Source organism: Nocardia sp. NBC_01327 (assembly GCF_035958815.1).
In the GTDB taxonomy this organism is placed as follows: Bacteria; Actinomycetota; Actinomycetes; order Mycobacteriales; family Mycobacteriaceae; genus Nocardia.
On record NZ_CP108383.1, the window covers coordinates 1,797,107 to 1,821,156 of the forward strand.

Genomic DNA, 24,050 nt, shown 5'->3' on the forward strand with positions numbered 1-24,050 from the left:
GGCCCGTCAGGACCGGGTTCGGGCTGTCAAGGGGGCCGGATAGGCCCGCGACCGGGAGATGAGCGAAGGACGGGCAATCGAACTACGGGCGCTTTCGCCGCGCGTAAGGTTCGAACGGTGCAGAAGGTGCTCCGACTCGATCTGGTCAGTCACGGGATGACCGAGGCGATGCGCAAAGCACGATTTCCGGTCGACGAACCGCTCACCGAAGCCGGTCGCCGCGCGGTCGCCGCCTGCGGTCGCCTGCATGCCGCGAGGGTGCTCACCGCCCCCGAGCGCCGGGCGGTCGAGACGGCCACCGTCATGGGCCTGACGGGCGCGGAGGATTCGCGACTACGCGATCTGGATGCGGGCGCCTGGCGCGGCGGCGAACTCATGTCGGTCCCCAAGGAGGACCTCTACCTCTGGCTCACCGATCCGGGCTATCGCGGCCACGGCGGTGAATCGGTGGCGGATGTGGTCGAGCGAACCGGCGAATGGATGGCCGATATCGCCGTCGAGGGCGAACCCACCATTGCCATCACCCATCCCGCGATCATTCGCGCCGCCCTGCTCGTCACCCTCGACGCGCCCGCAAAATCGTTCTGGCGCATAGACGTTCCCCCGGTCAGCGTGACGCGGCTGCACTATCGCGGCGAATGGACCCTGCACTTCCGGCCGTGATCAGGCGGTGAGCGAGCTGCGCACCATGGCCCGCACCGCATCGGTGATCAGTCGCGCGGACAGGCTCGGATCGATGGCCCGCTGAATGCCGAGGCCCAGGCCCAGGCTCAAAACCGCGGTGGCCGCGTCCTCGGCGGGCAGCGGCAGCGTCAGCCCCGTGGAATCCGCGAGCACCTGCAGTTGCGCCGCGACGGTGCCGCGCACCAATCCCAGACTGGAAACCAGGGCCGCCTGCAACGCCGGATCATCGCGCGCCACAATGGCGAATTCGAATTCGAGCATCGTCCACCCGACATCGCCGAGCGTGCGCTCGGCCCAGCTCTGAAAGCGCTCCAACCGCGCCTCGAGGCTGTCGTCGCCCTCGATCAGTTCGGTGACCTCGCCGAACTTGGTCTCGTGAATGAGCCCCAGCACTTCCAGGCACAGTGCCGATTTGGTCTTGAAGTTCGAGTACACCGCGCCCTTGGAGTACCCGGCCTCCTCGGCGACCCGTTCCAGGCTGGTCTTGGCGTACCCCTCGGTGAGGAACAGATCGCGTGCTGTCACCAGCAGGTCCGTGCGGGTGCGGGCCTGGCTTTCGGACCGGGTCAGTCGTGCCATGGCGATGATTCTATGTTCCGAGAGATTCGGGATACCACCGGTATCTGAAATCTGTTAGTGTTCGAAACCATGAGTAACAGGAACGGGTCACATCGACGTGGCCTGGCCATCGGCTGCGGCGGCACCCTCGGCGCGGCGTGGATCGTGGCCGCGCTGGCCGCCGCCCGCGATGTGCTGAACTGGGATCCACGCGACGCCGACGTCATGATCGGCACCTCCGCCGGCGCCGAAATGCTGACCATGCTCGGCAGCGGCGTCGGCGTCGACGAGTTGGTCGCCATGCAGGACGGCACCTCCGCGAACCCGATCCTGACCGCGCATATGCGCTGTGAGCCCGGGCGTTTCCCGCCACTGCCCCGTGCGCGCCTCGGTGCGCCCGCCCGCGCGGTGCGCGAACTGCTCGCCCGGCCCAGCGGCCACGCGCTGCTGACCGCCGGCAGCGGCCTGCTCCCGCAGGGCAGCGGTGACGCCGCCTGGCTGCAGCGCCTCGCGGACCGGCTCAATCCGGATCGCAGCTGGGTACCGCATCCCGCCACCTGGCTGGTGTCCATGGACGCCGCCACCGGTGAACGCGTGGCCTTCGGTTCACCCTCCGCACCGGACGCGAGTCTCGGTGCGGCACTGCGGGCTTCGTGGGGCGTCCCCGGCTGGTTCCCCGCGGTGCCCATCGACGACCGCCGTTTCATCGACGGCGGCGCGGCCTCCACCGCCTCGGTGGATCTGCTGCTCCCGGCGCAGCTCGACGAGGTGGTGGTGCTCGCACCCATGGCCTCCACCGGACGACTGCCCGCCACCAGCGCGGGGCATTTCCTGGAGCGCCAGATGCGAAATCGCATGAGCGAGAAGCTCGATGCCGAGATCGCCCTGCTGCGCGCCGGCGGCACCAAGGTGCTGCGCCTGGACGCCACCGCCGAGGACCTCGCGGTCATGGGCCCCAATTTCATGGACGGCCGCCGCCGCCTCGCCACGTTCGAACACAGCCTGGTCAGCACCCGCAAGGCCATGGAACAAGGAGTCTTCGCATGAGCATCCTCGGAAAGAACTACCCCACAATCGATCTCGACGGCGCGCGGGTGCTGATCACCGGCGCGGGCCGCGGCATCGGCCAGTGCACCGCCGAGCTGTTCATCAGCAAGGGCGCCGAGGTGGCCATCGCGGATGTTGACACCACCGCCGCCCAGGCCACCGCAGCGGCCCTGGGCGCGAAGGCCTTCGAGCTGGATGTGCGCAATCGCGAGCAGTGGGACAGGGTCGTCGCCGACTTCGGCCGCATCGACATCCTGGTCAACAATGCCGGTGTCATGCCCGCCGGGGCCTTCCTCGACGAATCGGATGCGGTGGGCCACACCACCATCGACGTCAATGTCTGGGGTCTCATCCACGGTATGCGCGCCGTCGCGCCCGCCATGGTCGAGCGCGGTCAGGGTCATATCGTGAATGTCGCCTCGCTCGCCGGCAAGATCCCGATCGCGGGCCTGGCCGTCTACAACGCCAGCAAGTTCGCGGCCGTGGGCCTGTCCGCCGCAACCCGTTTGGAGTTCGCGCCGTACGGCGTCAGCGTCAGCACCATCATGCCGTCGGCCGTGCGCACCCGCCTGTCCTCCGGCCTCGCTCTCGGTGCCGGCATGCCCACCGTCGAGCCCGAGGATGTGGCCGCCGCCGTCGTCCAGACCGTGCGCACCCGCAAGGCCGAGGTCGCCGTGCCGAACTACCTCGGCCCCATCGACGCCCTCTTCGCCGCGACACCGGAACCCGCCATCCGCCTGGTCCGCCGCCTCATCAACGGCGACCGCGCCCTGCACCCCTCCGACGAGACCACCCGCGCGCAGTACGAAGCCCAGATCCGCGCCATCGCCACCGACGACCGCGACTGATCGCAAACGCAGACGGCCCGAACCGCACGGGGGGTTCGGGCCGTTGCTGTCCGTGGGCCGCCGCATTCGCTGCCGCGATCGGACCGCCTTGCGCTCAGGCACAACCGCCGGATCAGGGGTTGCAACCTGGGCCGCTACGCCGCCTACTCGAACCGAATGCCCTGTGCCAGAGGCAATTCGGTGGAGTAGTTGACCGTATTGGTGGCGCGCCGCATATAGGACTTCCAGGAGTCCGAACCGGATTCACGCCCGCCGCCGGTCTGCTTCTCGCCGCCGAACGCGCCGCCGATCTCCGCGCCCGAGGTGCCGATATTGACATTGGCGATGCCGCAGTCGGAGCCGTCCGGGGCCAGGAAGCGCTCGGCCTCCCGCTGGTTCTGCGTGAAGATCGCCGACGAAAGACCCTGCGGGACACCATTGTGCAGGTCGATGGCGGCCTCGAGATCGCGGTAGGTGAGAACGTAGAGGATCGGCGCGAAGGTCTCCTCGCGGACCACCTCGGTCTGCGCCGGCATGCGGACGATGGCGGGGCGGACGTAGTACGCCTCGTCGCCGAAGCCCTCGACTCGTTCACCGCCGCAGATCAACTCACCGCCGTCCTCCTGCGCGCGCCGCAGCGCCGCCTGCATGCCCGCATACGCCCGCCCATTGATCAGCGGCCCCACCAGCACACCGTCCTCGAGCGGATTGCCCACGTGCAGTTGGCGATACGCGGAGGCGATGCGATCCAGCAGCGGCCCGACCACATCCACGTGCACGATGAGCCGCCGCAGCGAGGTGCACCGCTGGCCCGCGGTGCCCGCCGCCGAGAACACGATGCCCCGTGCGGCCAGATCCAGATCCGCCGAAGGCGTCACCACCGCAGCGTTATTGCCGCCCAGCTCCAACAGGCAGCGGCCGAAGCGCGCGGCCACGCGCGGCGCGACGGTCCGGCCCATCCGCACCGATCCGGTCGCGCTGACCAGCGCCACGCGCGGATCGTCGACAAGCTGCTCGCCGACCTCGGCCGCGCCCTGAATGAGCTGGTGCACTTCGGGATTCGCGCCCACGTCCACCGCCGCCCGCCGCAGCAGCGTATGGCAGGCCAGCGCGGTCAGCGGTGTGGTCTCCGACGGTTTCCACACCACGGCGTCCCCGCACACCAGCGCCAGCGCGGTATTCCACGCCCACACCGCGACCGGGAAATTGAAGGCCGAGATCACGCCGACCACGCCCAGCGGATGCCAGGTCTCCATGAGCCGGTGCCCGGGCCGCTCCGACGGCATGGTCTGCCCGTACAGCTGCCGCGACAAGCCGAGGGCGAACTCGCAGATATCGATCATTTCCTGGACTTCGCCGCGCGCCTCCGCACCGATCTTCCCGGCTTCGAGAGTGACCAGTTCGCCCAGCTCAGCCTGGTGTTCGGTGAGCAATTGCGCCAGCCGTCGCACCACGGCCGCGCGCTGCGGCGCGGGCACGGTGCGCCAGCCTTCGAACGCGGCGGCGGCCCGGCCGATGGCGGCGTCCACCTCATCGGCGGTACTCGGTCGCAGGCTGGTCAGTTCGCCGCCGGTGAGAGGCGTACGAGCCGAGAGTGCGCCCGGTTCGGGTGATTCCACGCCGAGGCCGCCTAGTAGCGCCTCGGTGCGGGTGCGCAGTTCACGTGTGATGTCTACGGTCGGTGCGGGTGTCATCGACTGCTCCCTGGTCGATAGCGGCATGCGCCGGGTGATGGGTTCCGGCCACGAGTTCGGTTCGCTGCGTTAGCCTTCGCTGATGGCGGATACACCGGCGAAACCACAACTCGACGACATAGATCGTCTGCTGATTCGCGAGCTGATTGCCGATGGCCGCGCCACATTGTCGAATCTGGCCGAGAAGGCCAATCTGTCGGTGTCCGCGGTGCAGTCGCGGGTGCGGCGGCTGGAGGCTCGAGGCGTGATCCGTGGCTACACAGCCAATGTCGATCCGGAAGCCCTGGGGCAGATGCTGTCGGCATTCGTAGCCATCACTCCTCTCGACCCGTCGCAGCCCGATGACGCGCCCGCGCTGCTGCAGCACATCCCAGGTATCGAAGCCTGCCACTCGGTGGCCGGTGACGAGAGCTACATGCTGCTGGTGCGTGTCGCCTCCCCCCGGCATCTGGAGCAGCTGCTGCAGGAGATTCGCGCGACGGCCAACGTTCGGACTCGAAGCACCATCATTCTGCAGACATTCTATGACAAGTAGTTGTCTTTCGTAATTACATCGAAATTTACGGACAAAACCGTAAAGATTCCCTTACCCTGGGGGAGTGACCCTCGAATTCGATCGGCTCGGGGCGGTTGCCGAAACGCAGTTGGTCACCCCCGCCCGGGTGCATGAGATCCTGTCCGCGAGCATTCTCGCGGACGGCTTCGATATGGTTCTGGACCTGCGAAAATCACAAGGCCGCAGACTGATCGACGCCCGCGACGACACGGCATATCTGGACATGTTCGGCTTCTTCGCCTCCTCGGCGCTGGGCATGAACCATCCGGCGCTGGTCGAAGACCGTTACTTCCTGGCGAACCTCACCGCCGCGGCCCTCAACAAGCCGAGCAACTCCGACGTCTACACCGTCGAAATGGCGCGCTTCGTGGACACTTTCGCGCGTGTCCTCGGCGATCCGCGGCTACCGCACCTGTTCTTCATCGACGGCGGTGCGCTCGCGGTCGAGAACGCCCTCAAGGCCGCCTTCGACTGGAAGTCCCGGCACAATGAAATGCACGGGCGCGCACCGGAACTCGGCGCCAAGGTGCTGCATCTGACCGGAGCGTTCCACGGCCGCACCGGGTACACGCTGTCGCTGACCAATACCGATCCGGTCAAGACCGACAGGTTCCCGAAGTTCGGCTGGCCGCGCATCGACACCCCGTACGTGGGCGCCGATCATCCGGATATCGAGGCCGCCGAGCGGAACGCGCTCGACCAGGCCATCCTCGCCTTCGCCGAAAACCCGCACGACATAGCGTGTTTCATTGCCGAGCCCATTCAGGGCGAGGGCGGCGACCGGCATCTGCGCCCGCAATTCCTGCGGGTGATGCAGCAGCTCTGCCGCGACAACGACGCCCTGTTCATCCTCGACGAGGTGCAGACCGGCGTCGGCATGACCGGCAGCGTGTGGGCCTATCAGCAGCTGGGCCTGGAACCCGACATCGTGGCCTTCGGCAAGAAGACCCAGGTGTGCGGGATCATGGCCGGCGGCCGCATCGACGAGGTGCCCGGCAATGTCTTCCACGTCAGCTCGCGGCTCAACTCCACCTGGGGCGGCAGTCTCACCGATATGGTCCGTTCCCGCCGCATTCTCGAGGTGATCGAGCACGAGGGCCTCGTGGCGCGTGCCGGGCGGCTCGGGGCGCATCTGCTGGGGCGGCTGACCGAATTGGCGGATGCCCGCCTCGAGGTCACCGAGCCGCGCGGACGCGGTCTCATGTGCGCCATCACACTCGAAACGGCGCAATTGCGCGACTCGGTGGTGACCGCGCTGCGCGAGGAGGAGCACGTCCTGATCCTCGGCACGGGGGAGCGCGGTATTCGTTTCCGGCCGCCGCTCACCGTCACGGTCGCGGAGCTGGACGAGGCCGTCGACGCCCTGGACCGCGTATTGCCTTGAGCCGCACGGCAACCTACTCGAACCGCCCGGAACATTCCGGGCGGTTCGTGTTCGCTCAGACCGGACCGGGCGCCGAAATTTTTCGATGTCACCGCAGGCCCGCGAACCGCGTAATCGGGTATCTACCTGCGGATATTAACTGGCGGGTAGTCAATAACCGTACTCGCGAGTAGCCCTGCCGGGATTACCAGAGGGCACTGGCACTGGTTACACTCCGGGCATGACGAGTGTCCAGCAGCAGCCTTCGCCGGGGTCGGCGGGCGCCCCCGATATCCACACCACCGCCGGCAAGCTTGCTGACCTGCGTAACAGGCTGGAAGAGGCCAAGCACCCGATGGGTGAGGCCGCGGTCGACAAGGTCCACGCCAAGGGCAAGATGACCGCGCGCGAGCGCATCCTCGCCCTGCTGGACGAGGGCTCGTTCGTGGAACTCGACGCGCTCGCCCGGCACCGCAGTGTGAATTTCGGCCTGGAGAACCAGCGTCCGCTCGGCGACGGCGTGGTGACCGGTTACGGCACCATCGACGGCCGCGATATCTGCATCTTCTCCCAGGACGTCACCGTCTTCGGCGGCTCGCTCGGCGAGGTCTACGGCGAGAAGATCGTCAAGGTCATGGATCTGGCGCTGAAGACCGGCCGCCCGCTGGTCGGCATCAACGAGGGCGCCGGCGCACGCATCCAGGAAGGCGTTGTCTCCCTGGGTCTTTACGGTGAGATCTTCCACCGCAATATCCAGGCCTCCGGCGTGATCCCGCAGATCTCGCTGATCATGGGCCCGGCCGCCGGTGGGCACGTGTACTCCCCGGCGCTGACCGACTTCGTCGTCATGGTCGACCAGACCAGCCAGATGTTCGTCACCGGTCCCGACGTGATCAAGACCGTCACCGGTGAGGAAGTCACCATGGAGGAGCTGGGCGGCGCCCACACCCACATGGTGAAGTCCGGTGTCGCGCACTACGTCGCCTCCGGCGAGCAGGACGCCCTGGACTACGTCAAGGATCTGCTCAACTACCTGCCGAGCAACAACCGCGCCGAGGCCCCGCGCTTCCCGGCCACCGATCCGATCGTCGGCGCCATCGAGGACTCGCTCACCGCCGAGGACCTCGAGCTCGACAGCATCGTCCCGGATTCGCCGAACCAGCCGTACGACATGCACGAGGTCATCAAGCGCCTGGTGGATGACGACGAGTTCCTGGAGGTGCAGGCCGAGCGCGCGATGAACATCATCATCGGCTTCGCCCGCATCGACGGCCGCAGCGTCGGCTTCGTGGCCAACCAGCCCTCGCAGTTCGCGGGCTGCCTGGACATCGACGCCTCGGAGAAGGCCGCGCGCTTCGTGCGCACCTGCGACGCGTTCAATATCCCGATCATCACCCTGGTCGACGTTCCCGGCTTCCTGCCCGGCACCGGCCAGGAGTTCAACGGCATCATCCGCCGCGGCGCCAAGCTGCTCTATGCCTACGGTGAGGCCACTGTGGGTAAGATCACAATTATCACCCGCAAGGCATACGGCGGCGCCTATGACGTCATGGGTTCCAAGCACATGGGCGCCGATGTGAACCTCGCGTGGCCGACCGCTCAGATCGCGGTCATGGGCGCCTCGGGCGCGGTCGGATTCGTCTACCGCAAGCAGCTCAAGGATGCGGCGGCCGAAGGCGCCGATGTGGACGCGCTGCGCCTCGAGCTGCAGAACGAGTACGAGGACACCCTGGTCAACCCGTACGTGGCGGCCGAGCGCGGCTACGTCGACGCGGTCATCCCGCCCTCGCACACCCGCGGCCAGATCGTATCGGCGCTGCGTCTGCTGGAACGCAAGATGGTGACCATGCCGCCGAAGAAGCACGGCAACATTCCGCTCTGATTCGACGATAAGCGCGGTGTGAGGCGCACACTGGGGCTAGGGTCCGGCATGCTTCGTGCCGGTTTCCCGTACCGCGCAGGAACGCCTCATCCGAGTAAAGATGGTAGAGACCGGCCCTCGACGTAGAGGGTCGAAACTATTACCGTTTGCGGACTTGAACCACTATCCGTGAACAGCCGCCCCACCCGGGCGGCAATTGGACAGGAGGACTGGCGCTGTGACGACCATGGCTGACGAAGAAGTACTGAGCGCCGCCGAACTGGATCTGGCCGTCGATGGATTGACGGAAGCGGTCGAAACGGCTGTAGCCGAGACTGAACCGTCGAACATCGGCCCGGTCATCCAGGTTCTGAAGGGCAATCCGAGCGATGTCGAACTGGCCGCCCTGGTGGCTGTCTTCGCCGCCGCCTCGAGCGTCCCCGGTGGATCCGCCGACAACGGTCCCGCCGATATGTGGGGCCGCCCCACACTGCTGCACCGCGGCTCGTCGCCGTTCTCGCCGTACGCATTTCCCGCACTGTCGCACCGCGGCTGATCGAGCGGGTTCCGTCAGGGCCAGGGGGCGCCCGCGCCGCCTCCCCGCCGCTGACGTGCGTTCCCCTGTAGTACCTTCGCGCAGTGCCCGTGCCTCCGATACGTCGAAATGAGACAGCGCCTGTGACGACTTTCGTATTGGCGTCCCAATCTCCGGCCCGGCTCGGGGTACTCCGCAATGCGGGTGTCGAACCGGTGGTCCGGGTGTCGAAGGTGGACGAGGACGCCGTGGCCGCCGCGCTGCCCGCGGGCACCGCCCCCGATCGCGTGGTGATCGAGCTGGCTCGCGCCAAGGCGCGCGATGTTGCCCCCACGCTGACCGGAGAATTCCCCGATTCCATTGTGGTGGGCTGTGATTCGATGCTGCTCGTCGATGGCGTGCTGCAGGGCAAACCACTCACCGCCGAGGTCGCGCGGGCGCGCTGGTCCGATATGGCCGGGCGCAGCGCCGATCTGCTCACCGGGCACTGCGTACTGCGGCTGCGCGACGGTGAGATCGTCGCCGAGGCCGCCGATTGCAGTTCCACCACAGTGCATTTCGCCGAGCCCGGCGCCGATGAGCTGGACGCCTACATCGCCACGGGCGAGCCGCTGCAGGTGGCCGGGGCCTTCACGCTGGACGGCCGCGGCGCCTGGTTCGTCGATCGCATCGAGGGTGATCCCTCCAGCGTGATCGGTATCGGTCTACCGCTGGTTCGTCGACTGCTTGCCGAGGTGGGCGTCGGGGCTACGCAATTGTGGAGCGACGCGGCTCGTTGAGGTCGCGAGCCGGGGTTCCTCGGCATCGCCGTTCACACCGGGCACACCCTCGGCCGTGCGGGCCGTGAGCAGTTCCAGTCGCGCCACGCACAATTCGGGCTCCACGAACGGATGCAGGCGGACGGAAACGGTATCGCGGGCGCCGTTGTGATCCAGCACTTCTCGCATGAGTCCGAGATGGACGCCGCACACCACTTCGGAATGCGTGCGCGCGAGTTCGCGCAGCGGGCATGCGGTGAGCCGGATCAGCGACTGCTCATCGGTTTCGCCGGCGTGATCGCGTTCGGGCGCGAAGCCGAGTTCGGAGGCGACCGTAATGGTGAGATCGCGGGCATCGTCGAGCGTTTCGACCGGCTGGTCCACCGCTTCGAGTTTCGAACCCCAGACGCGTCCGGCCGATATGGCGGCGTCGGACCGGCGGCGCGGATCGCTACCGAGCTGGTCAGCGAGTACCTGCGCCAATTCCTGATAACCGACGGATCGCTGCACGGCGGTATAGCCGATGCGCGGGCGGCCGCGACCCCGTGGGGGCTGCTGAAATTGCCGTACCAGCGATTCGCGGGTGAGGACATCCAAATGGAAACGCACCGTAGTCACATGCTGACCGGTGACACGGGCCAGTTCCTGCGCATCGAGAGGCTCGCTTGCGCCACGTAGGATCGCGAGCAGTCGTCGTCGCGGCCAAGAATCGGACATAGCTCACCCCTCCTCTCGGGAGACTTTATCGGATGAAGCTGCGCTTAATTCGCTCAATCACCCGATTCGTGATCTGGAACGAGTTTCGTTGCCGCTACTTGCCTACGATCGGTGCTGAGATTCGAATCGCCAACACCCAACCCACCACGCGTGAAGGACCACACTGTGCCCGTTGCCCCGGATCCGCATCCCTCGTTCGGTTCCTTCGCACATCCTCACCGACTAGTAACCACAGAATGGCTGTCGGCAAACATCGGCGCGCCGGGACTCAAGATCATCGAGTCCAACGAAGACATATTGCTCTACGACATCGGGCATGTCCCGGGCGCCATCAAGATCGATTGGCGAACCGAGTTGATGGACCCGCGCAAGCGCGATGTCGTCGACGGTGAAACCTTCGCCGCGCTGATGCGTGCCAAAGGTATCGGACGCGACGACACCGTGGTCATCTACGGCGATCGGGCCAATGGCACCGCGGCCGCCGCCCTGTGGGTGTTCGACCTCTTCGGACACGAGGATGTGCGCCTGCTGGACGGTGGCCGGGATGCTTGGATCTCCGAGGCCCGCGACACCACCTTCGAGGTGCCGTATCCGGTCCACGGCGAATACCCGGTGGCCGAGCGCGACGACAAGACCGCGCGGGCGTTCCGCGCCGATGTGGTGGCGCAGCTGGGCGGCCCGCTGATCGACGCCCGCGAATTCGACGAGTACACCGGCGAACTGGTGGTGCTGGACCGTCCGGAGGAGCAGGCCCTGCGCGCCGGCCACATTCCGACGGCCGTCAGCATTCCGTGGAGTGCGTCGGTCGGTGCGGATTCTCGATTTCGCCCCCGTGCGGAGCTGGATGTCATCTACGGTGGGGTGTCCGACGGGGTGCCGCCGCTGGTGTACTCCCGTATCGGTCGCTGGGCCGCACTCACCTGGTTCGTCCTGACCTACCTCGTCGGTGTGCAGGGCGTCCGCAACTACGACGGCTCCTGGACCGAATGGGCAAATGCCGTAGGCGCACCCATAGTGGTCGGAGCCGACCCCGGCGAGTAATTTCGGGCCTACCGATCGGTAGCCCTATCCCGGTTCGGGAGTTGTTGGCACACTGCCTACACTGCCCAAGACGAAGTTATCTCCAGCACAGGAGGCTCAGTGCCCAACCATGCCAACGCGCAGATCACGAAGGTCCTCGTAGCCAACCGAGGCGAGATCGCCGTGCGCGTGATCCGGGCTGCCAAGGACGCCGGTATCGCCAGCGTCGCGGTGTATGCGGAACCGGACGCCGATGCGCCGTTCGTGAAACTTGCCGACGAGGCGTTCGCACTCGGTGGCCAGACTTCCGCCGAGTCGTACCTGGTGTTCGCCAAGATTCTCGACGCTGCCGCCAAGGCCGGCGCCGATGCCATCCACCCCGGTTACGGCTTCCTTTCGGAGAACGCCGAATTCGCGCAGGCCGTGATCGACGCCGGTCTGATCTGGATCGGCCCCTCGCCGCAGTCCATTCGCGATCTGGGTGACAAGGTCACCGCGCGCCACATCGCGCAGCGTGCGAACGCTCCGATGGCCGCGGGCACCAAGGATCCGGTGAAGAACGCCGACGAGGTCGTCGCGTTCGCCAAGGAGTACGGCGTTCCGGTGGCCATCAAGGCCGCCTTCGGTGGTGGTGGCCGCGGCATGAAGGTCGCGCAGACCATCGAGGAGATCCCGGAGCTGTTCGAGTCCGCCACCCGTGAGGCCATTGCCGCCTTCGGTCGCGGTGAATGCTTCGTGGAGCAGTACCTGGACAAGGCCCGCCACGTCGAGGCGCAGGTGCTCGCCGACAAGCACGGCAACGTGATCGTCGTCGGTACCCGTGACTGCTCGCTGCAGCGCCGTTTCCAGAAGCTGGTCGAGGAGGCCCCCGCGCCGTTCCTCTCCGACGAGGTGCGCGGCAAGATCCATGCGTCGGCCAAGGCCATCTGCAAGGAGGCCGAGTACTACGGCGCCGGCACGGTGGAGTACCTGGTGCAGGGCGAGACGGTGTCCTTCCTCGAGGTGAACACCCGCCTGCAGGTCGAGCACCCGGTCACCGAGGAGACCGCCGGCATCGATCTTGTGCGCCAGCAGTTCCGCATTGCCGAGGGCCACGAGCTCTCGCTGAAGGAGGACCCGACTCCGCGCGGGCACTCGTTCGAATTCCGCATCAACGGTGAGGACGCGGGCCGCGGCTTCATGCCCGCCCCCGGCCCGGTCGTCGTGTACAAGGAGCCCGCGGGCCCCGGTGTGCGCGTCGATTCCGGTGTGGTCGAGGGCAGCGTCATCGGCGGCCAGTTCGACTCCATGCTGGCCAAGCTGATCGTCACCGGCGAGAACCGCGAGCAGGCGCTGCAGCGTGCCGCCCGTGCGCTGGCCGAGTACCAGATCGAGGGCCTGGCAACGGTTCTGCCGTTCCACCGCCACATTGTCGAGAACCCCGCGTTCGTCGGCGACGGCACCAAGTTCGACGTCTACACCAAGTGGATCGAGAACGACTGGGAGAACACCATCGAGCCGTACACCGGTGGTGTGCCGATCGATGAGGACGAAGAGGGCCCCCGCCAGAAGGTGGTCGTCGAGGTCGGCGGCCGTCGCCTCGAGGTCTCCCTGCCCGGCCAGTTCTCGGTCGGCGCTGCCGCCGCCCCCGCCGGAAACGGTGCGGGCGTCATCCGCAAGAAGCCGAAGCCGCGCAAGCGTGGTGGCGCGGCCGGCGCCGGTGCGTCCGGTGATTCGGTGACCGCGCCCATGCAGGGCACGGTCGTCAAGGTCGCCGTCGAAGAGGGCCAGAGTGTCGAGATCGGCGATCTGGTCGTCGTGCTCGAGGCCATGAAGATGGAAAACCCCGTCACCGCGCACAAGGCCGGTGTCATCACCGGTCTGTCGGTGGAGGCGGGCGCCGCCATCACCCAGGGCACCGTCCTGGCCGAGATCAAGTGATCTCCCGCCGGATCTGACCGTCCGGCAACAGCTTTCCCGTCTGGGCCGCTCACACTGTGAGCGGCCCAGACGCATTCGCGAGGCGATTCCCCTGTCGGCGGGCGCGGGGCTCGACCGGGCGCGATAAGGTCGGTATATGGCTGAACCACCGGACATTCGCATCGGCACCGCGGAGCGGGAAGAGGCCATGAAGCGGCTATCGGACAACTTCGCCGCCGGACGGCTCAGCGTGGCCGAATTCGATGAGCGCAGTGGGGTTGTCGCGGCGGCGATGACGCGCGGTGATCTCGAGACGGTGTTCACGGATCTGCCCGCGGTGGAGAGCGACAGCGCCGCGCCCGCGAAGCGTGAGCCGCGCTTCGGGTCGAACTGGCCGGAGCGGATCATGCCGATCGTTCCGATCGTGGCGGTGATTCTGTTCTTCATCACCAGCCAGTGGTGGGTGTTCCTGTTGATTCCGGTGGCCGGTGCGCTGCTGTTCGGTGAGGGCAATCGGGAGCGGAAGAACCGGCAGCGGGAATTGCGCCGGGACCACCGCGATCGCAGGCGTGGGCGCTGATGGAACCCATGGAGATCAATGCGGGCAATTGGTATCTGCGCGCCATGCGTGCGGACGAGCGGATCGACGATCGTCCCGCCCTGGCGGACGGCGGCATCACCGATCCGGAGTATGTGGCGCGGCGAACTGCGGAATGGGCCGACGAGACCCACTTCTCATGGGCGGTCTGCGTTCCGACCACCGCCGAAATGGTCGCCGAGATCGGCGTGACACCCGGCACCGACGGCACCGCCGAGGTGACCGGCTGGGTCCGTGACGGCTATCAGACAGCACTCGACGACGGCCTGGAAGCGGTACACCGCTTCACTTCCGGATTCCTCGGATTGCAACCGCGCGCGACTCTCTGATTCACGGAGACGGCGCGTCCGGTGGTGACGGCGGGCGCGCCGGGGCGGACTTCGGTGGCGATATGTCCGGTGCTGCGCGTGGAGTAGCCTGCGGGCATGAACAGGCCAGCCTTGGATATCGCCCGGTTGCGCAGCACTCTCGCCGAGTCGCCGGAGCGGGCGTTCTTCACCGAGATCGATCTGGTGGAGTCGACCGGGTCGACGAATGCGGATCTGGTTGCCCGTGCGGCCGATTCGCATACCGATCACCTGGTATTGCTCGCCGAGGCGCAGGAGCGGGGGCGCGGGCGGCACGAGCGGACCTGGGTGAGCCCGCCGCGCGCGCAGATCGCCATGTCACTGCTGGTGCGGGCGCGCGGTATCGATCCGGCGGTGCTGGGGTGGCTGCCACTGCTGACCGGCGTGGCGGTGGTCGACGCGGTGCGCGCGGCGACCGGGGTGAAGGCAATCCTGAAGTGGCCCAATGACATTCTGGTCGACGGGCGCAAGCTGGCGGGCATTCTCGCCGAGATCGCGGCCGCGGGCAGCGATCCCGCGGTGGTGGTCGGCATCGGCCTGAACGTCAGCCTGACCGAGGCGGAACTGCCTGTCCCGCATGCCACTTCGCTGGTGCTGTCGGGAAACCCGGACCCGGATCGTACCGCCCTGGCGGCCGCCATCCTGCGCGAGTTCGCCCGCCGCTTCACCACCTGGGAAGCCACCGGCTGGGATATCGCCGATCTGTCAGCGGACTACCGCGACCGCTGCTCCACCATCGGCGCACAGGTCCGCGCTGAACTCCCCGGCGGTGAGGTGCTCACCGGAATCGCCACGGGCGTAGACGAACACGGCCGCCTGCTGATCGGCGACCGCGCCGTCGCCGCCGGCGATGTCACCCACCTGCGCGCCGAATACTGACAGCGGTGAACCCCGCCATCGTGTGATGGCGGGGACTCTTCGAATCGGTCTCAGACGCTCAGCAATTCCGCGCGTGCGGCCTCGCGGGCGAGCAGCCGGTCGCGCTGCTCCTCGAACTTCAGCACATCGCCCTCGAGCTTCTCGACATAGGCGGCGAGGGTGTCGCGATCGGCTTCGCCCTGTGCGGTGAAGTCGTTGCGCTCGAAGATGTTCCAGTTCTTGAGCACCGGCTTGATCACCTCTTCGAGGTGCTGGCGCAGATCGTAGATGCCGTGCTTGGCCATCATGGCGCCATTGCGCCGGAAGTTCGGCATGCCGTAGCCGGGCATGACGAAGTTGGTGAGCACCTTGGTGATCGCCGCCATGGCCTGATCGGGGACCAGGTCCAGCCCCGCGCCGCAGAGGGTGCGGTAGAAGATCATGTGCAGGTTCTCGTCGGTGGCGATGCGCTGCAGCATGCGGTCGGCCAGCGGGTCGTCGCAGACCCGGCCGGTATTGCGGTGCGAGACACGGGTGGCGAGCTCCTGGAAGGTCACGTAGGCCACGTTCTCCAGGAAGCCGCCCCAGTCGTCGGGGGACTGCGCGCCATTGGTCATGTGGATCATGCGCGCCTCTTCGAGCGCGACCGGATCGACGCCGCGGGTCACCACGAGGTAGTCGCGAATGACGATGCCGTGCCGGTTCTCCTCGGCCGTCCAGCGGCCGACCCAGGTGCCCCACGCGCCGTCCTGGGAGAAGTTCTCGGCGATCTCCCGGTGGTAGGACGGCAGATTGTCCTCGGTGAGCAGGTTGGTCACCATGGCGATCTTGGCGACCTCGGTGAGCGTGGACTGGGACGGATCCCAATCCTGTCCGCCCATGGCGGCGAAATTGCGGCCCTGGTCCCACGGCACGTAGTCGTGCGGGTTCCAGTCCTTCGCAATGGCCAGGTGGCGGTTCAGATTCTGTTCGGCCACGGGCTCGAGTTCCTGCAGGATCTGCAGCTGGGTCAACGATCGGGTCACACACGCCTCCTGTGTCATGCGCCGGGAATCGAAAAGATACGGCGGGGCCGGAATGGTGTTGCGCGGGACAGCTCGACGAAAGGCAGATCTGTGGTCGCCGATGCTACGCGGATGCCGCTAGATTGTGCGCCAGAGTGCTGCTCGGCGTGAGGCATTCTGACATCTCCGCGCGGTACGGTGCTCATATGGGTTATCCGGAGGAGGCACTTGCGCCGGAGGAGCAGCTGGTGCTGCATCGCCATCCGCATTGGAAGATGTTGTTCTGGCCCGCTGTAACTTTCATCCTTATCACCGCATTGGCCGGTTTCGGTGCGGGAGTCGCCTCGCGCAATACCGAGGGCTCCCTGCAGTCCGGTCTGCTGATCGCCATTCTGGTGGTGTGGCTGGCGATCGTGTTGTGGCGCAGCGTCACCCCGCTGCTGCGGTGGAAGTCGACGCATTTCATCATTACCGACCGGCGGGTTCTGATCCGGCAGGGTGTACTCACGCACACCGGTATCGACATTCCGATGAATCGCATCTCGAATGTGCAGTTCCGGCACCGGTTGTTCGATCGAATGCTGGGGACGGGCACGCTGATCATCGGGTCGGCGTCGGAGGATCCGCTGGAGTACGACGACATTCCGCATGTGCAGCAGGTGCACGCGCTGCTCTACCACCAGGTCTTCGATGTGGTGCAAAACGATCAGCGCGGCGGTGGCTATCACGGTTCGCCGCCCGCCTACCCGTAGGCTTGCCCCGTGACCGCTGTTCTCCTGGCCGAAGACGACGAGGCCATTGCCGCGCCGCTCTCGCGTGCGCTGGGACGTGAAGGCTATTCGGTGACCGTCGAGAGTTACGGTCCCGCCGTATTGGAACGTGCCCTCGAGGGCGGCCATGACCTGCTGATTCTCGATCTCGGGCTACCGGGCATGGACGGCCTCGAGGTGTGCCGTCAGGTGCGGGCGCGCGGGGCCGATCTGGCCGTGCTGATGCTCACCGCGCGCACCGACGAGGTGGATTTCGTGGTGGGCCTGGACGCCGGCGCGGACGACTATGTGGGTAAGCCGTTCCGCCTGGCCGAGCTGCTGGCCCGGGTGCGAGCGCTGTTGCGGCGCAGCGGAATCGGCGACGAGACGGTGGAGGTCGGCGGTATCCGGCTGGAGCCCGCCGCGCGCCGGGTGCTGGTGAACGGCCTCGAGGTGAATCTGGCCAACAAGGAGTACGAGCTGCTCAAGGTGCTCATCGACCGTGCGGGTCAGGTGGTTTCGCGCGAGACCATCCTGCGCGAGGTGTGGGGTGACGCCGATCTGCGCGGTTCGAAGACCCTGGATATGCATATGTCCTGGTTGCGCCGCAAGATCGGTGACGAGGGGCCGGTGGCGGAGCGCCGGATCGTGACGGTGCGCGGCGTAGGCTTCCGCTTCAACACCGACTAGCGGCCTGTGCATTCTGAGAACGACCCCGCGCCGTGGCGCGCCCGTATCGCAAGCCGAGCGAAGCGAGGCATATCTACGATGAGACGCCGGATCCTGCTGTCGATGGTGGCCGCGCTCACCCTCACCACGCTGATCCTCGGTGTGCCGCTGTCGTTCACGGCGTGGCAGTGGGTCGAGGACATCACCCGCAACGAACTGCGCAATCGGCTCGATCGGATCGCGGTGGAGGTGGTGGCGCAGGAGAAGGACGACGGTCTGGTGCACGGGGAACTCGACCTGCGCTCGGTGCGGCCGCTGATTCCGGAGGACGGGCAGCTGACGATCGTCTATCCGACGCCGCAGGACAATGCCTCCCGTGTCGACGTCGGCGCCACTGCGGTGTCGGATCCGCTGGCGGAGTCCCTCGCCATGGGCACCTCGGGTTCGCTGCGGCTGGAAACGCCTGCCGCGCCGATGCATTCGATGCAGCGGCAGGCGCTGGGCGCGGTGGCGGCGCTGGTGCTCATCTCGCTGGGCGCGGGTATCGCGGTGGCGGTGGTGACCGCGCGCCGGGTGGCCGATCCGCTGCGTGATGTGGCGGCGCGGGCGGCGCGGCTGGCCATGGGTGATTTCCGCGCCGATTCGCGCAGGCACGGGATCACCGAGCTGGATCGCGTCTCGGACGTATTGGATTCGGCGACAGTCGAAATCGCGGGTCGTCTGCAACGCGAGCACGCGCTGGTCGCGGATGTGTCGCATCAGCTGCGCAGCCGGCTGACCGCGGTGCGCCTGCGCCTGGACGAACTCTCCACGCACAGTGATCCGGCGGTGGTGCACGAGGCGGAAGAGGCTATGGCACAGGTGGATCGGCTCACCGGCGCCATCGACGAACTCGTGCGGGCTTCTCGCGACGAGGGTGCGGCCGATCGCGATCCGGTGCCGGTGGTGGCGGAATTGCGTGGCGTGGTGGCGGAATGGCGGCATCCCTTCGCCGAGGCGGGCCGCAAACTGGTGCTGCTGGGCGATCCGACCCTGCGCGCGCCGGTGACCGGTTCCCGATTGCGCGAGGCGCTCGCGGTGCTGGTCGACAATGCCCTCATGCACGGCGGCGGCACCTGCACGGTATCGGTGCGCACGGTCACCGGTGGCATCGCCGATCGCGAACCGCTGGTCTGCGTCGAGGTCGCCGACGAAGGTGACGGTGTGCGTGACGAACTCGCACCCCACATCTTCGACCGCGGTTTCTCCGCCGCCGGATCCACGGGCGTCGGACTGGCCTTGGCCCGCGCCCTCATCGAAGCCGACGGCGGCCGCATGGAACTGCAGCGCCGCCGCCCGGCCCTGTTCGCGGTCTTCCTCGGCTCCACCGGCGGCTCGGCAGCCAGCGCGGCCCGCGCCGCCACCGGCCCCATCACCGAACCGCGCTGAGTTCCGGGATTGTTTTCTATCGGTTCTCTAACCATTCGTTAGCGGGGGCTGAGAAGTCGCTGCATACCTTCGGATTCGTCAGGACAGGCAGGCGAGACGAAGGAGAAGCTATGCAGAAGTCGACAGTGCGGCGCGGAGCGATGGCCGGTGGGTTCGCGGGAGTCGCGTTGGTTGCCGCGTTGATCGTCCCCGCGGCGGCGAATGCGGCTGCGCCGGAGGCGACCTCGGGAGCCGCCCAGGCGGTGGATGCGCCCCGCGTCGTGCAGCCGGGAAACAGCATCGAGGTGGGGCCGGACCGGTACGCGCCCGGCGATCCGTCGCAAACGGTGATCGTGACCCAGGACCGCGACGGCAATGTCAGCGTGCTGCCGGGTCAGCCCGGCCAACTGCCGCCCGGAGCGGTCCTCGCCACCCCGATGCCGGGCGATCAGCCCCGCGTGACCCTGGTCCCGCGCGACGGCATTCCGGCGCTGCCGACCGCCCCGGCGCTGACCGCACCGTCCTCGGGCAGCGCGGGCTGAGTCATCCCACGGGTCGGCCCGAGCTATCGCGCGGCAGGCTGCGTCCAGGGGATCGCGACTCGAGTCATCGGCGGCGCCGGATGTCTCACCCGGGCGCGCGAGTTGACCGGTCATGCGGACCGGGTTATCAGCGATGGGGGTGGATCGATCCGTCCGGCGGGCCGGGTCATCAGGGACGCCGGCGGGTCGATCGGTCGTGCGGACGGAATCACCGGTCGCACGGTGCGATCGGTTCGCTGACGGTTGGCTCACGGGTGGCGTCCGTATCGTCGGTGCCGTGAACAGTCCGCTGATCCTGGTTGTGGATGACGATGCACGGGTGCTGGCGTCGGTGGCGCGGGGGCTGCGACTGTCCGGTTTCGAGGTCGAGACCGCGACGGACGGAGCCACCGCGCTGCAGCGCATCACCGCCGGCGCACCGCAGGCCATGGTGCTGGATCTGAATATGCCGCTGCTGGACGGGGTGCAGGTGGTGACGGCCCTGCGCTCGTTCGGCAATGACATTCCGATCTGTGTGCTCAGCGCCCGCGCGGAGGTGACCGACCGGATCGGCGCGCTCGAGGCCGGAGCCGACGACTATCTGACCAAGCCCTTCGATCTGGGTGAACTGGTGGCGCGCCTGCGCGCCATGCTGCGCCGCGCACCCGCTCCCGCGCACACCTCGGATCGAATCGTGGTGGGCCCGCTCACCATTCACCCCAGTGCCCGCCGCGCCTACGCCAACGATGTGCTGCTGGATCTGACCAAACGCGAATTCGACCTGCTGGCAGCGCTTTCCGCCGCGCCCGGCCAGGTCTTCACCCGCGCCCAGCTGCTGGATCGGGTGTGGGGCTACGACTTCGAAACCCAGACGAAAGTGGTCGACGTGTTCGTCTCCTACCTGCGCCGCAAGATCGAGTCCACCGGCTGCCCGCGCCTGGTGCACACCGTGCGCGGCGTCGGTTTCGTCCTGAGGGCGGACGCATGAGTCGCGTGTGTACCGGGCCTGTTCATCTCCCTACATCCCCCGCCACAGCTTCGTCCCGCGGACCCGTGCACGGAATCCGTTTCAGCTGGGGAGTTTCGACGTGAAGCGGCAGTTGTCCCTGCGCACGCGCGTCGCGCTGGCGAGCGCGGCCACCGCGGCGGTTGTGGTGGCGGTGATGAGCGTTGTCCTGTTCGCGGTGGCGAGCAGTGACGCACGGTCGCAGGTGGGTTCGGTGGTGGACGCCATTGCCATCAACCCGGCGCAGACCATCGTCACCACCGAAGGGCCGAATGGTTCGGGTGCTGGAACGGGAGTCCCGGCGTTGCCTACTTCGCCCGGACAGTGGCAGGAGAGCCAACAGCGTCCGCAGACGTCCGCACCGAGCCCGGCAACAACCGCACCAGGACCGGCAGCGTCCGCGCCGAGCCCGTCGGTGCCCGCGCCGGGACCGGTGGTACTCGCGCCGGGTTCGGAGTACGCGCGCACGCTGCCTGTGGACGGGCAGACCGTGGTGCTGGCTGTACCCCGCACGGTGGCAACGGATTCGGCGGCCAAGCAGCGCACCCGGATCATCGGTATCGGCCTGGCCGGGACCGCACTGGCTGCCCTGCTCGGCTGGTTCTTCGCCTCCCGCGCCGTAGCCCCGCTGCGCCGCCTGACCGCCGAGACGGCCGGGCTCGGCGACCGGCTCACGCTCGATCCGCCGCAGCATCCGGTCGCAAGCGAGACAACGGAATTGGCCGAAGCCATGAATGTCATGCTCGGCCGGATCTCCGCCGAACGCCGCCACACCAGCGAAGCCCTGGTCACCGCAAGGGATTTCGCCGCCACCGCCGCACACGAATTGCGCACACCGCTGACAGCCATGCGCACCGATCTGCAGGTGCTGCGGTCCATGCCGCTGTCGGAAGCCGAGCGCACGGAGATCCTGGACGAGGTGCTCGCCGGGCAGCAAGCAGTCGAGTCAGCGCTGTACGCCTTGGAGCGCCTGGCCGTAGGCGATCTGACCACCGAATCCGATTGGGAGGATGTCGATCTGGGCCAGCTCGTCGACCAGGTCGTGGAGGACGCCCGCCGCTCGAACCCCGGGGTGACTATCACCGCCGACGGCGTCGAGCCCATCCGCCTGCGCGGACTGGCCGCCGGCCTGCGCTCGGTGATCGAGAACGCCGTCACCAACGCCATCCGACACGGCAACGCCACCCGAATCGAAATCGCCGCCCGCCCAAGCGATGACACCATCTACCTCACCATCGACGACAACGGCTCCGGCATCCCCGAACCCGACCGCACCCGAGTCTTCGACCGCTTCCACCGCGCCAGCCCCACCCCCGGCAGCGGCTTGGGCCTAGCCCTCGTCGCCCAACAGGCCCGCCTCCACGGCGGCACAGCCACAATCACCGACAGCCCCCTGGGCGGCGCGAGCCTCACTGTCACGCTGGCACTCCGGCCCCCGAGTCCCAATGCGCCGGTGCCCGGGGAACAGAGCGAGAAATGACAAAGACAAAAGATGCCCGGACGAGAAACGAAAACGAGAAACGACATAACGGGGAGCGGCGAAAGGTAAAAGTCAGATGGTCTGAATAGCCTTATATCACAACGGAATTCGCCTTCCCGAGTCTGTTTTCCGGGAGTAGAATAAAGGCATGGAATCAGGGGGAGAATCCGCAATCGCGACCGGTGCAGCCGCACTGGCCGCCGCGGTCGAATCCCTCACCACTCTGCCGTTGATTCCTTTGCCGGACACCGACATTGTCGCGTTGATGCAGCAGATCGAGACCAGCACCCGCCGGTTGGCATCGGTACAACGGGATCTGATCGTGCAAGCCTGCGCGCGTTCCTTGCCCGCCCTCAACGGGTCCGGTAGTCCGGCGTTGTATCTGCAATCGGTGCTGCACATTTCGCACGGGGACGCGATCAACCGGTGGCGCACCGCTGAGGATCTCGCGGTGTGGCATCGGGTCGGTGACGAAGTCGACCCGGCCCCGGTCCTGCCGAACGCCGCCCAAGCCCTCGACGAGGGGGCGATCTCCCTCGATCATGTGCGGGTGATCCGGCAGGTGATGAACCGGTTGCCCGGCAAGGTCCCTGCCGAGGCTCGCGCGTATGCCGAGCAGGAGTTGGCTCGGCAGGCGCGCGCCCTGGATCCGACGCACCTGCCGAGGATCGGGGAGATGATCCTGGGCTACCTCGACCCGGACGGCAAACTCACCGAGGACGCCGACCGGCAGAACCAGCGCAGCGCGGTCCTGAGCCCGCAACGCTACGACCTGATGTCCACCCTCACTGTCGAGCTCACCCCGGATGCCCGTGCGGCTTTCGATGCCGTCATGGCGAAGCTCGCGCGCCCGGGCATGTGCAACCCTGCGGACAAGGAAAGCCCGTGGGCTGAGGATGAGGACAACCCGGTGCCCCGGGACGTGCTGGAAGCTTGCGCCGCCCGTGACGAGCGCAGCAAGGCCCAACGCCAGCATGATGCGTTGCTGGCGGTGTTGCACCCGGATTTCAACCCCGCCAAGCTCGGCTCTCATCGCGGCCTGCCGGTGTCGACGATCATGACCATCGACATCGAAGATGTCGAACGCGCCTCGGGGGTAGCGACCCTGGCCACCGGTGGGCACATCCCGGTCGAGAACGCCCTTGCGTTGATGGCCCGCGACTCCAAGACGTTCGTCCTCGTGAAGAACAAGAACGGGATGCCCCTGCATATCGGGGAAATCCGGTTGGCGAACCCGGCACAACGGTTGGCGTTGATCGCCACCGAACGCGGGTGCACCCGCCCGGGGTGCTCGGCCCCGGCGAGTATGGCTGCGGCCCATCATGTGACCGAGTTCAGCAAGGGCGGCCCCACCGATATCGAGAACCTGACCTTGGCGTGCGATCACTGCCACGCTCTGGTGAAGGATGGCCCACGCGGGTGGAAGACGATCAAGCTGGGTGAGGATTCGGACTTTCCGGGTCGTACGGCGTGGATCGCTCCGGCGCATGTGGATCCGTCCCGGACTCCGCGGGTCAATCACTTGCATCATCCGGCCGAGTTGTTGACCGAGGCTCCGCCCTCGCTGCGGCCTCGCAGGGTGTGTCATGCCTCGGGGCTGTCACCTGTTCGGTACCGGGTGCTCCGCCGGGCCATCACACCCCCACCGCGACAATAGATTTCCCGCCTCGTGTCACCGACAGGATCATCCTGTCGGTGCTAGAGGTCGTTGCCGAACATGGGTTTTCGGGTTCTTGTTCTTCGATCCCTTGTTTCGGGGCGTCCTTGTTCTTGAATCTTTGGTCTTTTCGTCTTTGTCTGTGAAACCGGACCACAGCCGGTCGACCCCGCTGGTACCGCAGGTATCTCCTTGGCCCGGAAGGTCAACCGGGTACCCCTCCCGAGGTCACCAG

24 protein-coding genes are annotated in these 24,050 nt (G+C 67.1%); 20 read left to right on the forward strand and 4 right to left on the reverse strand.

Features of this window, described 5'->3' with window-relative positions; all coding sequences use genetic code 11:
* Positions 1-117 precede the first annotated feature (117 nt).
* Positions 118-663 carry a histidine phosphatase family protein gene (locus OG326_RS07705; protein ID WP_327143914.1) on the forward strand — a complete coding sequence of 182 codons (546 nt, stop codon included), beginning with the start codon at positions 118-120 and terminating at the stop codon, positions 661-663.
* Here OG326_RS07705 and OG326_RS07710 read toward each other — a convergent pair whose 3' ends face one another.
* Entirely contained in the window at positions 664-1,263 is a 600-nt protein-coding gene (locus OG326_RS07710) for a TetR/AcrR family transcriptional regulator (RefSeq protein WP_327143915.1), read from the reverse strand. It lies immediately after the preceding gene.
* Positions 1,264-1,332: 69 nt separating this feature from the next.
* Between OG326_RS07710 and OG326_RS07715 the strand changes: the two genes are divergently transcribed.
* Positions 1,333-2,289 carry a patatin-like phospholipase family protein gene (locus OG326_RS07715; protein WP_327143916.1) on the forward strand — a complete coding sequence of 319 codons (957 nt, stop codon included), beginning with the start codon at positions 1,333-1,335 and terminating at the stop codon, positions 2,287-2,289.
* Positions 2,286-3,137, forward strand: coding sequence for an SDR family oxidoreductase (locus OG326_RS07720; protein ID WP_327143917.1), 852 nt, complete (start codon positions 2,286-2,288; stop codon positions 3,135-3,137). Before OG326_RS07715 ends, OG326_RS07720 begins: the two co-directional genes overlap by 4 nt.
* A gap of 143 nt (positions 3,138-3,280) precedes the next feature.
* Here the strand turns inward: OG326_RS07720 and amaB are convergent, their stop codons facing one another.
* Positions 3,281-4,810: an L-piperidine-6-carboxylate dehydrogenase gene (gene amaB / locus OG326_RS07725; RefSeq protein ID WP_327143918.1), complete on the reverse strand. Its 1,530-nt coding sequence runs from the start codon at positions 4,808-4,810 to the stop codon at positions 3,281-3,283.
* A gap of 82 nt (positions 4,811-4,892) precedes the next feature.
* On the opposite strand from amaB, the gene OG326_RS07730 reads away from it, so the two are divergent.
* The 5 genes from OG326_RS07730 (at position 4,893) to OG326_RS07750 (ending at position 9,904) form a co-directional block, all read left to right on the forward strand.
* Positions 4,893-5,345, forward strand: a complete 453-nt coding sequence (locus OG326_RS07730; protein WP_067562135.1) for an Lrp/AsnC family transcriptional regulator — start codon at positions 4,893-4,895, stop codon at positions 5,343-5,345.
* A 109-nt stretch (positions 5,346-5,454) separates the two neighbouring features.
* Positions 5,455-6,750 (forward strand): L-lysine 6-transaminase, encoded by a 1,296-nt coding sequence (gene lat / locus OG326_RS07735; protein WP_442791014.1) that lies wholly within the window; start codon positions 5,455-5,457, stop codon positions 6,748-6,750.
* 220 nt (positions 6,751-6,970) lie between these two features.
* Positions 6,971-8,611 (forward strand): acyl-CoA carboxylase subunit beta, encoded by a 1,641-nt coding sequence (locus tag OG326_RS07740; protein WP_327143920.1) that lies wholly within the window; start codon positions 6,971-6,973, stop codon positions 8,609-8,611.
* Positions 8,612-8,837: 226 nt separating this feature from the next.
* Entirely contained in the window at positions 8,838-9,146 is a 309-nt protein-coding gene (locus OG326_RS07745) for an acyl-CoA carboxylase subunit epsilon (protein ID WP_327146406.1), read from the forward strand.
* A 122-nt stretch (positions 9,147-9,268) separates the two neighbouring features.
* Positions 9,269-9,904, forward strand: coding sequence for a Maf family protein (locus OG326_RS07750; RefSeq protein ID WP_327143921.1), 636 nt, complete (start codon positions 9,269-9,271; stop codon positions 9,902-9,904).
* On the opposite strand, the gene OG326_RS07755 is transcribed toward OG326_RS07750, so the two are convergent.
* The gene (locus OG326_RS07755) at positions 9,830-10,600 is read right to left on the reverse strand and encodes a helix-turn-helix transcriptional regulator (protein ID WP_327143922.1); all 771 of its coding nucleotides are present in this window, start codon (positions 10,598-10,600) and stop codon (positions 9,830-9,832) included. The genes OG326_RS07750 and OG326_RS07755 overlap by 75 nt on opposite strands.
* Positions 10,601-10,765: 165 nt before the next feature.
* Between OG326_RS07755 and OG326_RS07760 the strand changes: the two genes are divergently transcribed.
* The 5 genes from OG326_RS07760 to OG326_RS07780 all read left to right on the forward strand — a co-directional run bounded on the left by OG326_RS07760 (position 10,766) and on the right by OG326_RS07780 (position 15,343).
* Positions 10,766-11,641, forward strand: coding sequence for a sulfurtransferase (locus tag OG326_RS07760; protein WP_327143923.1), 876 nt, complete (start codon positions 10,766-10,768; stop codon positions 11,639-11,641).
* A 99-nt stretch (positions 11,642-11,740) separates the two neighbouring features.
* Positions 11,741-13,540, forward strand: a complete 1,800-nt coding sequence (locus OG326_RS07765; protein ID WP_327143924.1) for an ATP-binding protein — start codon at positions 11,741-11,743, stop codon at positions 13,538-13,540.
* Between the two features lie 136 nt (positions 13,541-13,676).
* Positions 13,677-14,099 carry a DUF1707 SHOCT-like domain-containing protein gene (locus OG326_RS07770; protein WP_327143925.1) on the forward strand — a complete coding sequence of 141 codons (423 nt, stop codon included), beginning with the start codon at positions 13,677-13,679 and terminating at the stop codon, positions 14,097-14,099.
* Positions 14,099-14,446 (forward strand): hypothetical protein, encoded by a 348-nt coding sequence (locus OG326_RS07775; RefSeq protein WP_327143926.1) that lies wholly within the window; start codon positions 14,099-14,101, stop codon positions 14,444-14,446. The genes OG326_RS07770 and OG326_RS07775 overlap by 1 nt, the downstream gene beginning before the upstream one ends.
* A 96-nt stretch (positions 14,447-14,542) precedes the next feature.
* Complete coding sequence (locus OG326_RS07780; protein WP_327143927.1) at positions 14,543-15,343, forward strand: biotin--[acetyl-CoA-carboxylase] ligase; 801 nt, start codon at positions 14,543-14,545, stop codon at positions 15,341-15,343.
* 50 nt (positions 15,344-15,393) lie between these two features.
* Here OG326_RS07780 and OG326_RS07785 read toward each other — a convergent pair whose 3' ends face one another.
* A complete protein-coding gene (locus tag OG326_RS07785; protein ID WP_327143928.1) occupies positions 15,394-16,347 on the reverse strand; it encodes an acyl-ACP desaturase in 954 nt (317 codons plus the stop codon).
* A 185-nt stretch (positions 16,348-16,532) separates the two neighbouring features.
* Between OG326_RS07785 and OG326_RS07790 the strand changes: the two genes are divergently transcribed.
* From OG326_RS07790 to OG326_RS07820, 7 genes are all read left to right on the forward strand, one after another.
* Positions 16,533-17,078, forward strand: a complete 546-nt coding sequence (locus tag OG326_RS07790) for a PH domain-containing protein (protein WP_327143929.1) — start codon at positions 16,533-16,535, stop codon at positions 17,076-17,078.
* Between the two features lie 9 nt (positions 17,079-17,087).
* A complete protein-coding gene (locus OG326_RS07795; RefSeq protein ID WP_297614539.1) occupies positions 17,088-17,765 on the forward strand; it encodes a response regulator transcription factor in 678 nt (225 codons plus the stop codon).
* A 78-nt stretch (positions 17,766-17,843) separates the two neighbouring features.
* Entirely contained in the window at positions 17,844-19,172 is a 1,329-nt protein-coding gene (locus tag OG326_RS07800) for a sensor histidine kinase (RefSeq protein ID WP_327143930.1), read from the forward strand.
* A 110-nt stretch (positions 19,173-19,282) separates the two neighbouring features.
* Complete coding sequence (locus OG326_RS07805) at positions 19,283-19,693, forward strand: hypothetical protein (RefSeq protein WP_327143931.1); 411 nt, start codon at positions 19,283-19,285, stop codon at positions 19,691-19,693.
* Between the two features lie 265 nt (positions 19,694-19,958).
* The gene (locus tag OG326_RS07810) at positions 19,959-20,660 is read left to right on the forward strand and encodes a response regulator transcription factor (RefSeq protein WP_327146407.1); all 702 of its coding nucleotides are present in this window, start codon (positions 19,959-19,961) and stop codon (positions 20,658-20,660) included.
* A 100-nt stretch (positions 20,661-20,760) separates the two neighbouring features.
* Positions 20,761-22,158: an ATP-binding protein gene (locus OG326_RS07815; RefSeq protein WP_327143932.1), complete on the forward strand. Its 1,398-nt coding sequence runs from the start codon at positions 20,761-20,763 to the stop codon at positions 22,156-22,158.
* A gap of 148 nt (positions 22,159-22,306) precedes the next feature.
* The gene (locus OG326_RS07820; RefSeq protein WP_327143933.1) at positions 22,307-23,815 is read left to right on the forward strand and encodes an HNH endonuclease signature motif containing protein; all 1,509 of its coding nucleotides are present in this window, start codon (positions 22,307-22,309) and stop codon (positions 23,813-23,815) included.
* Positions 23,816-24,050 lie beyond the last annotated feature (235 nt).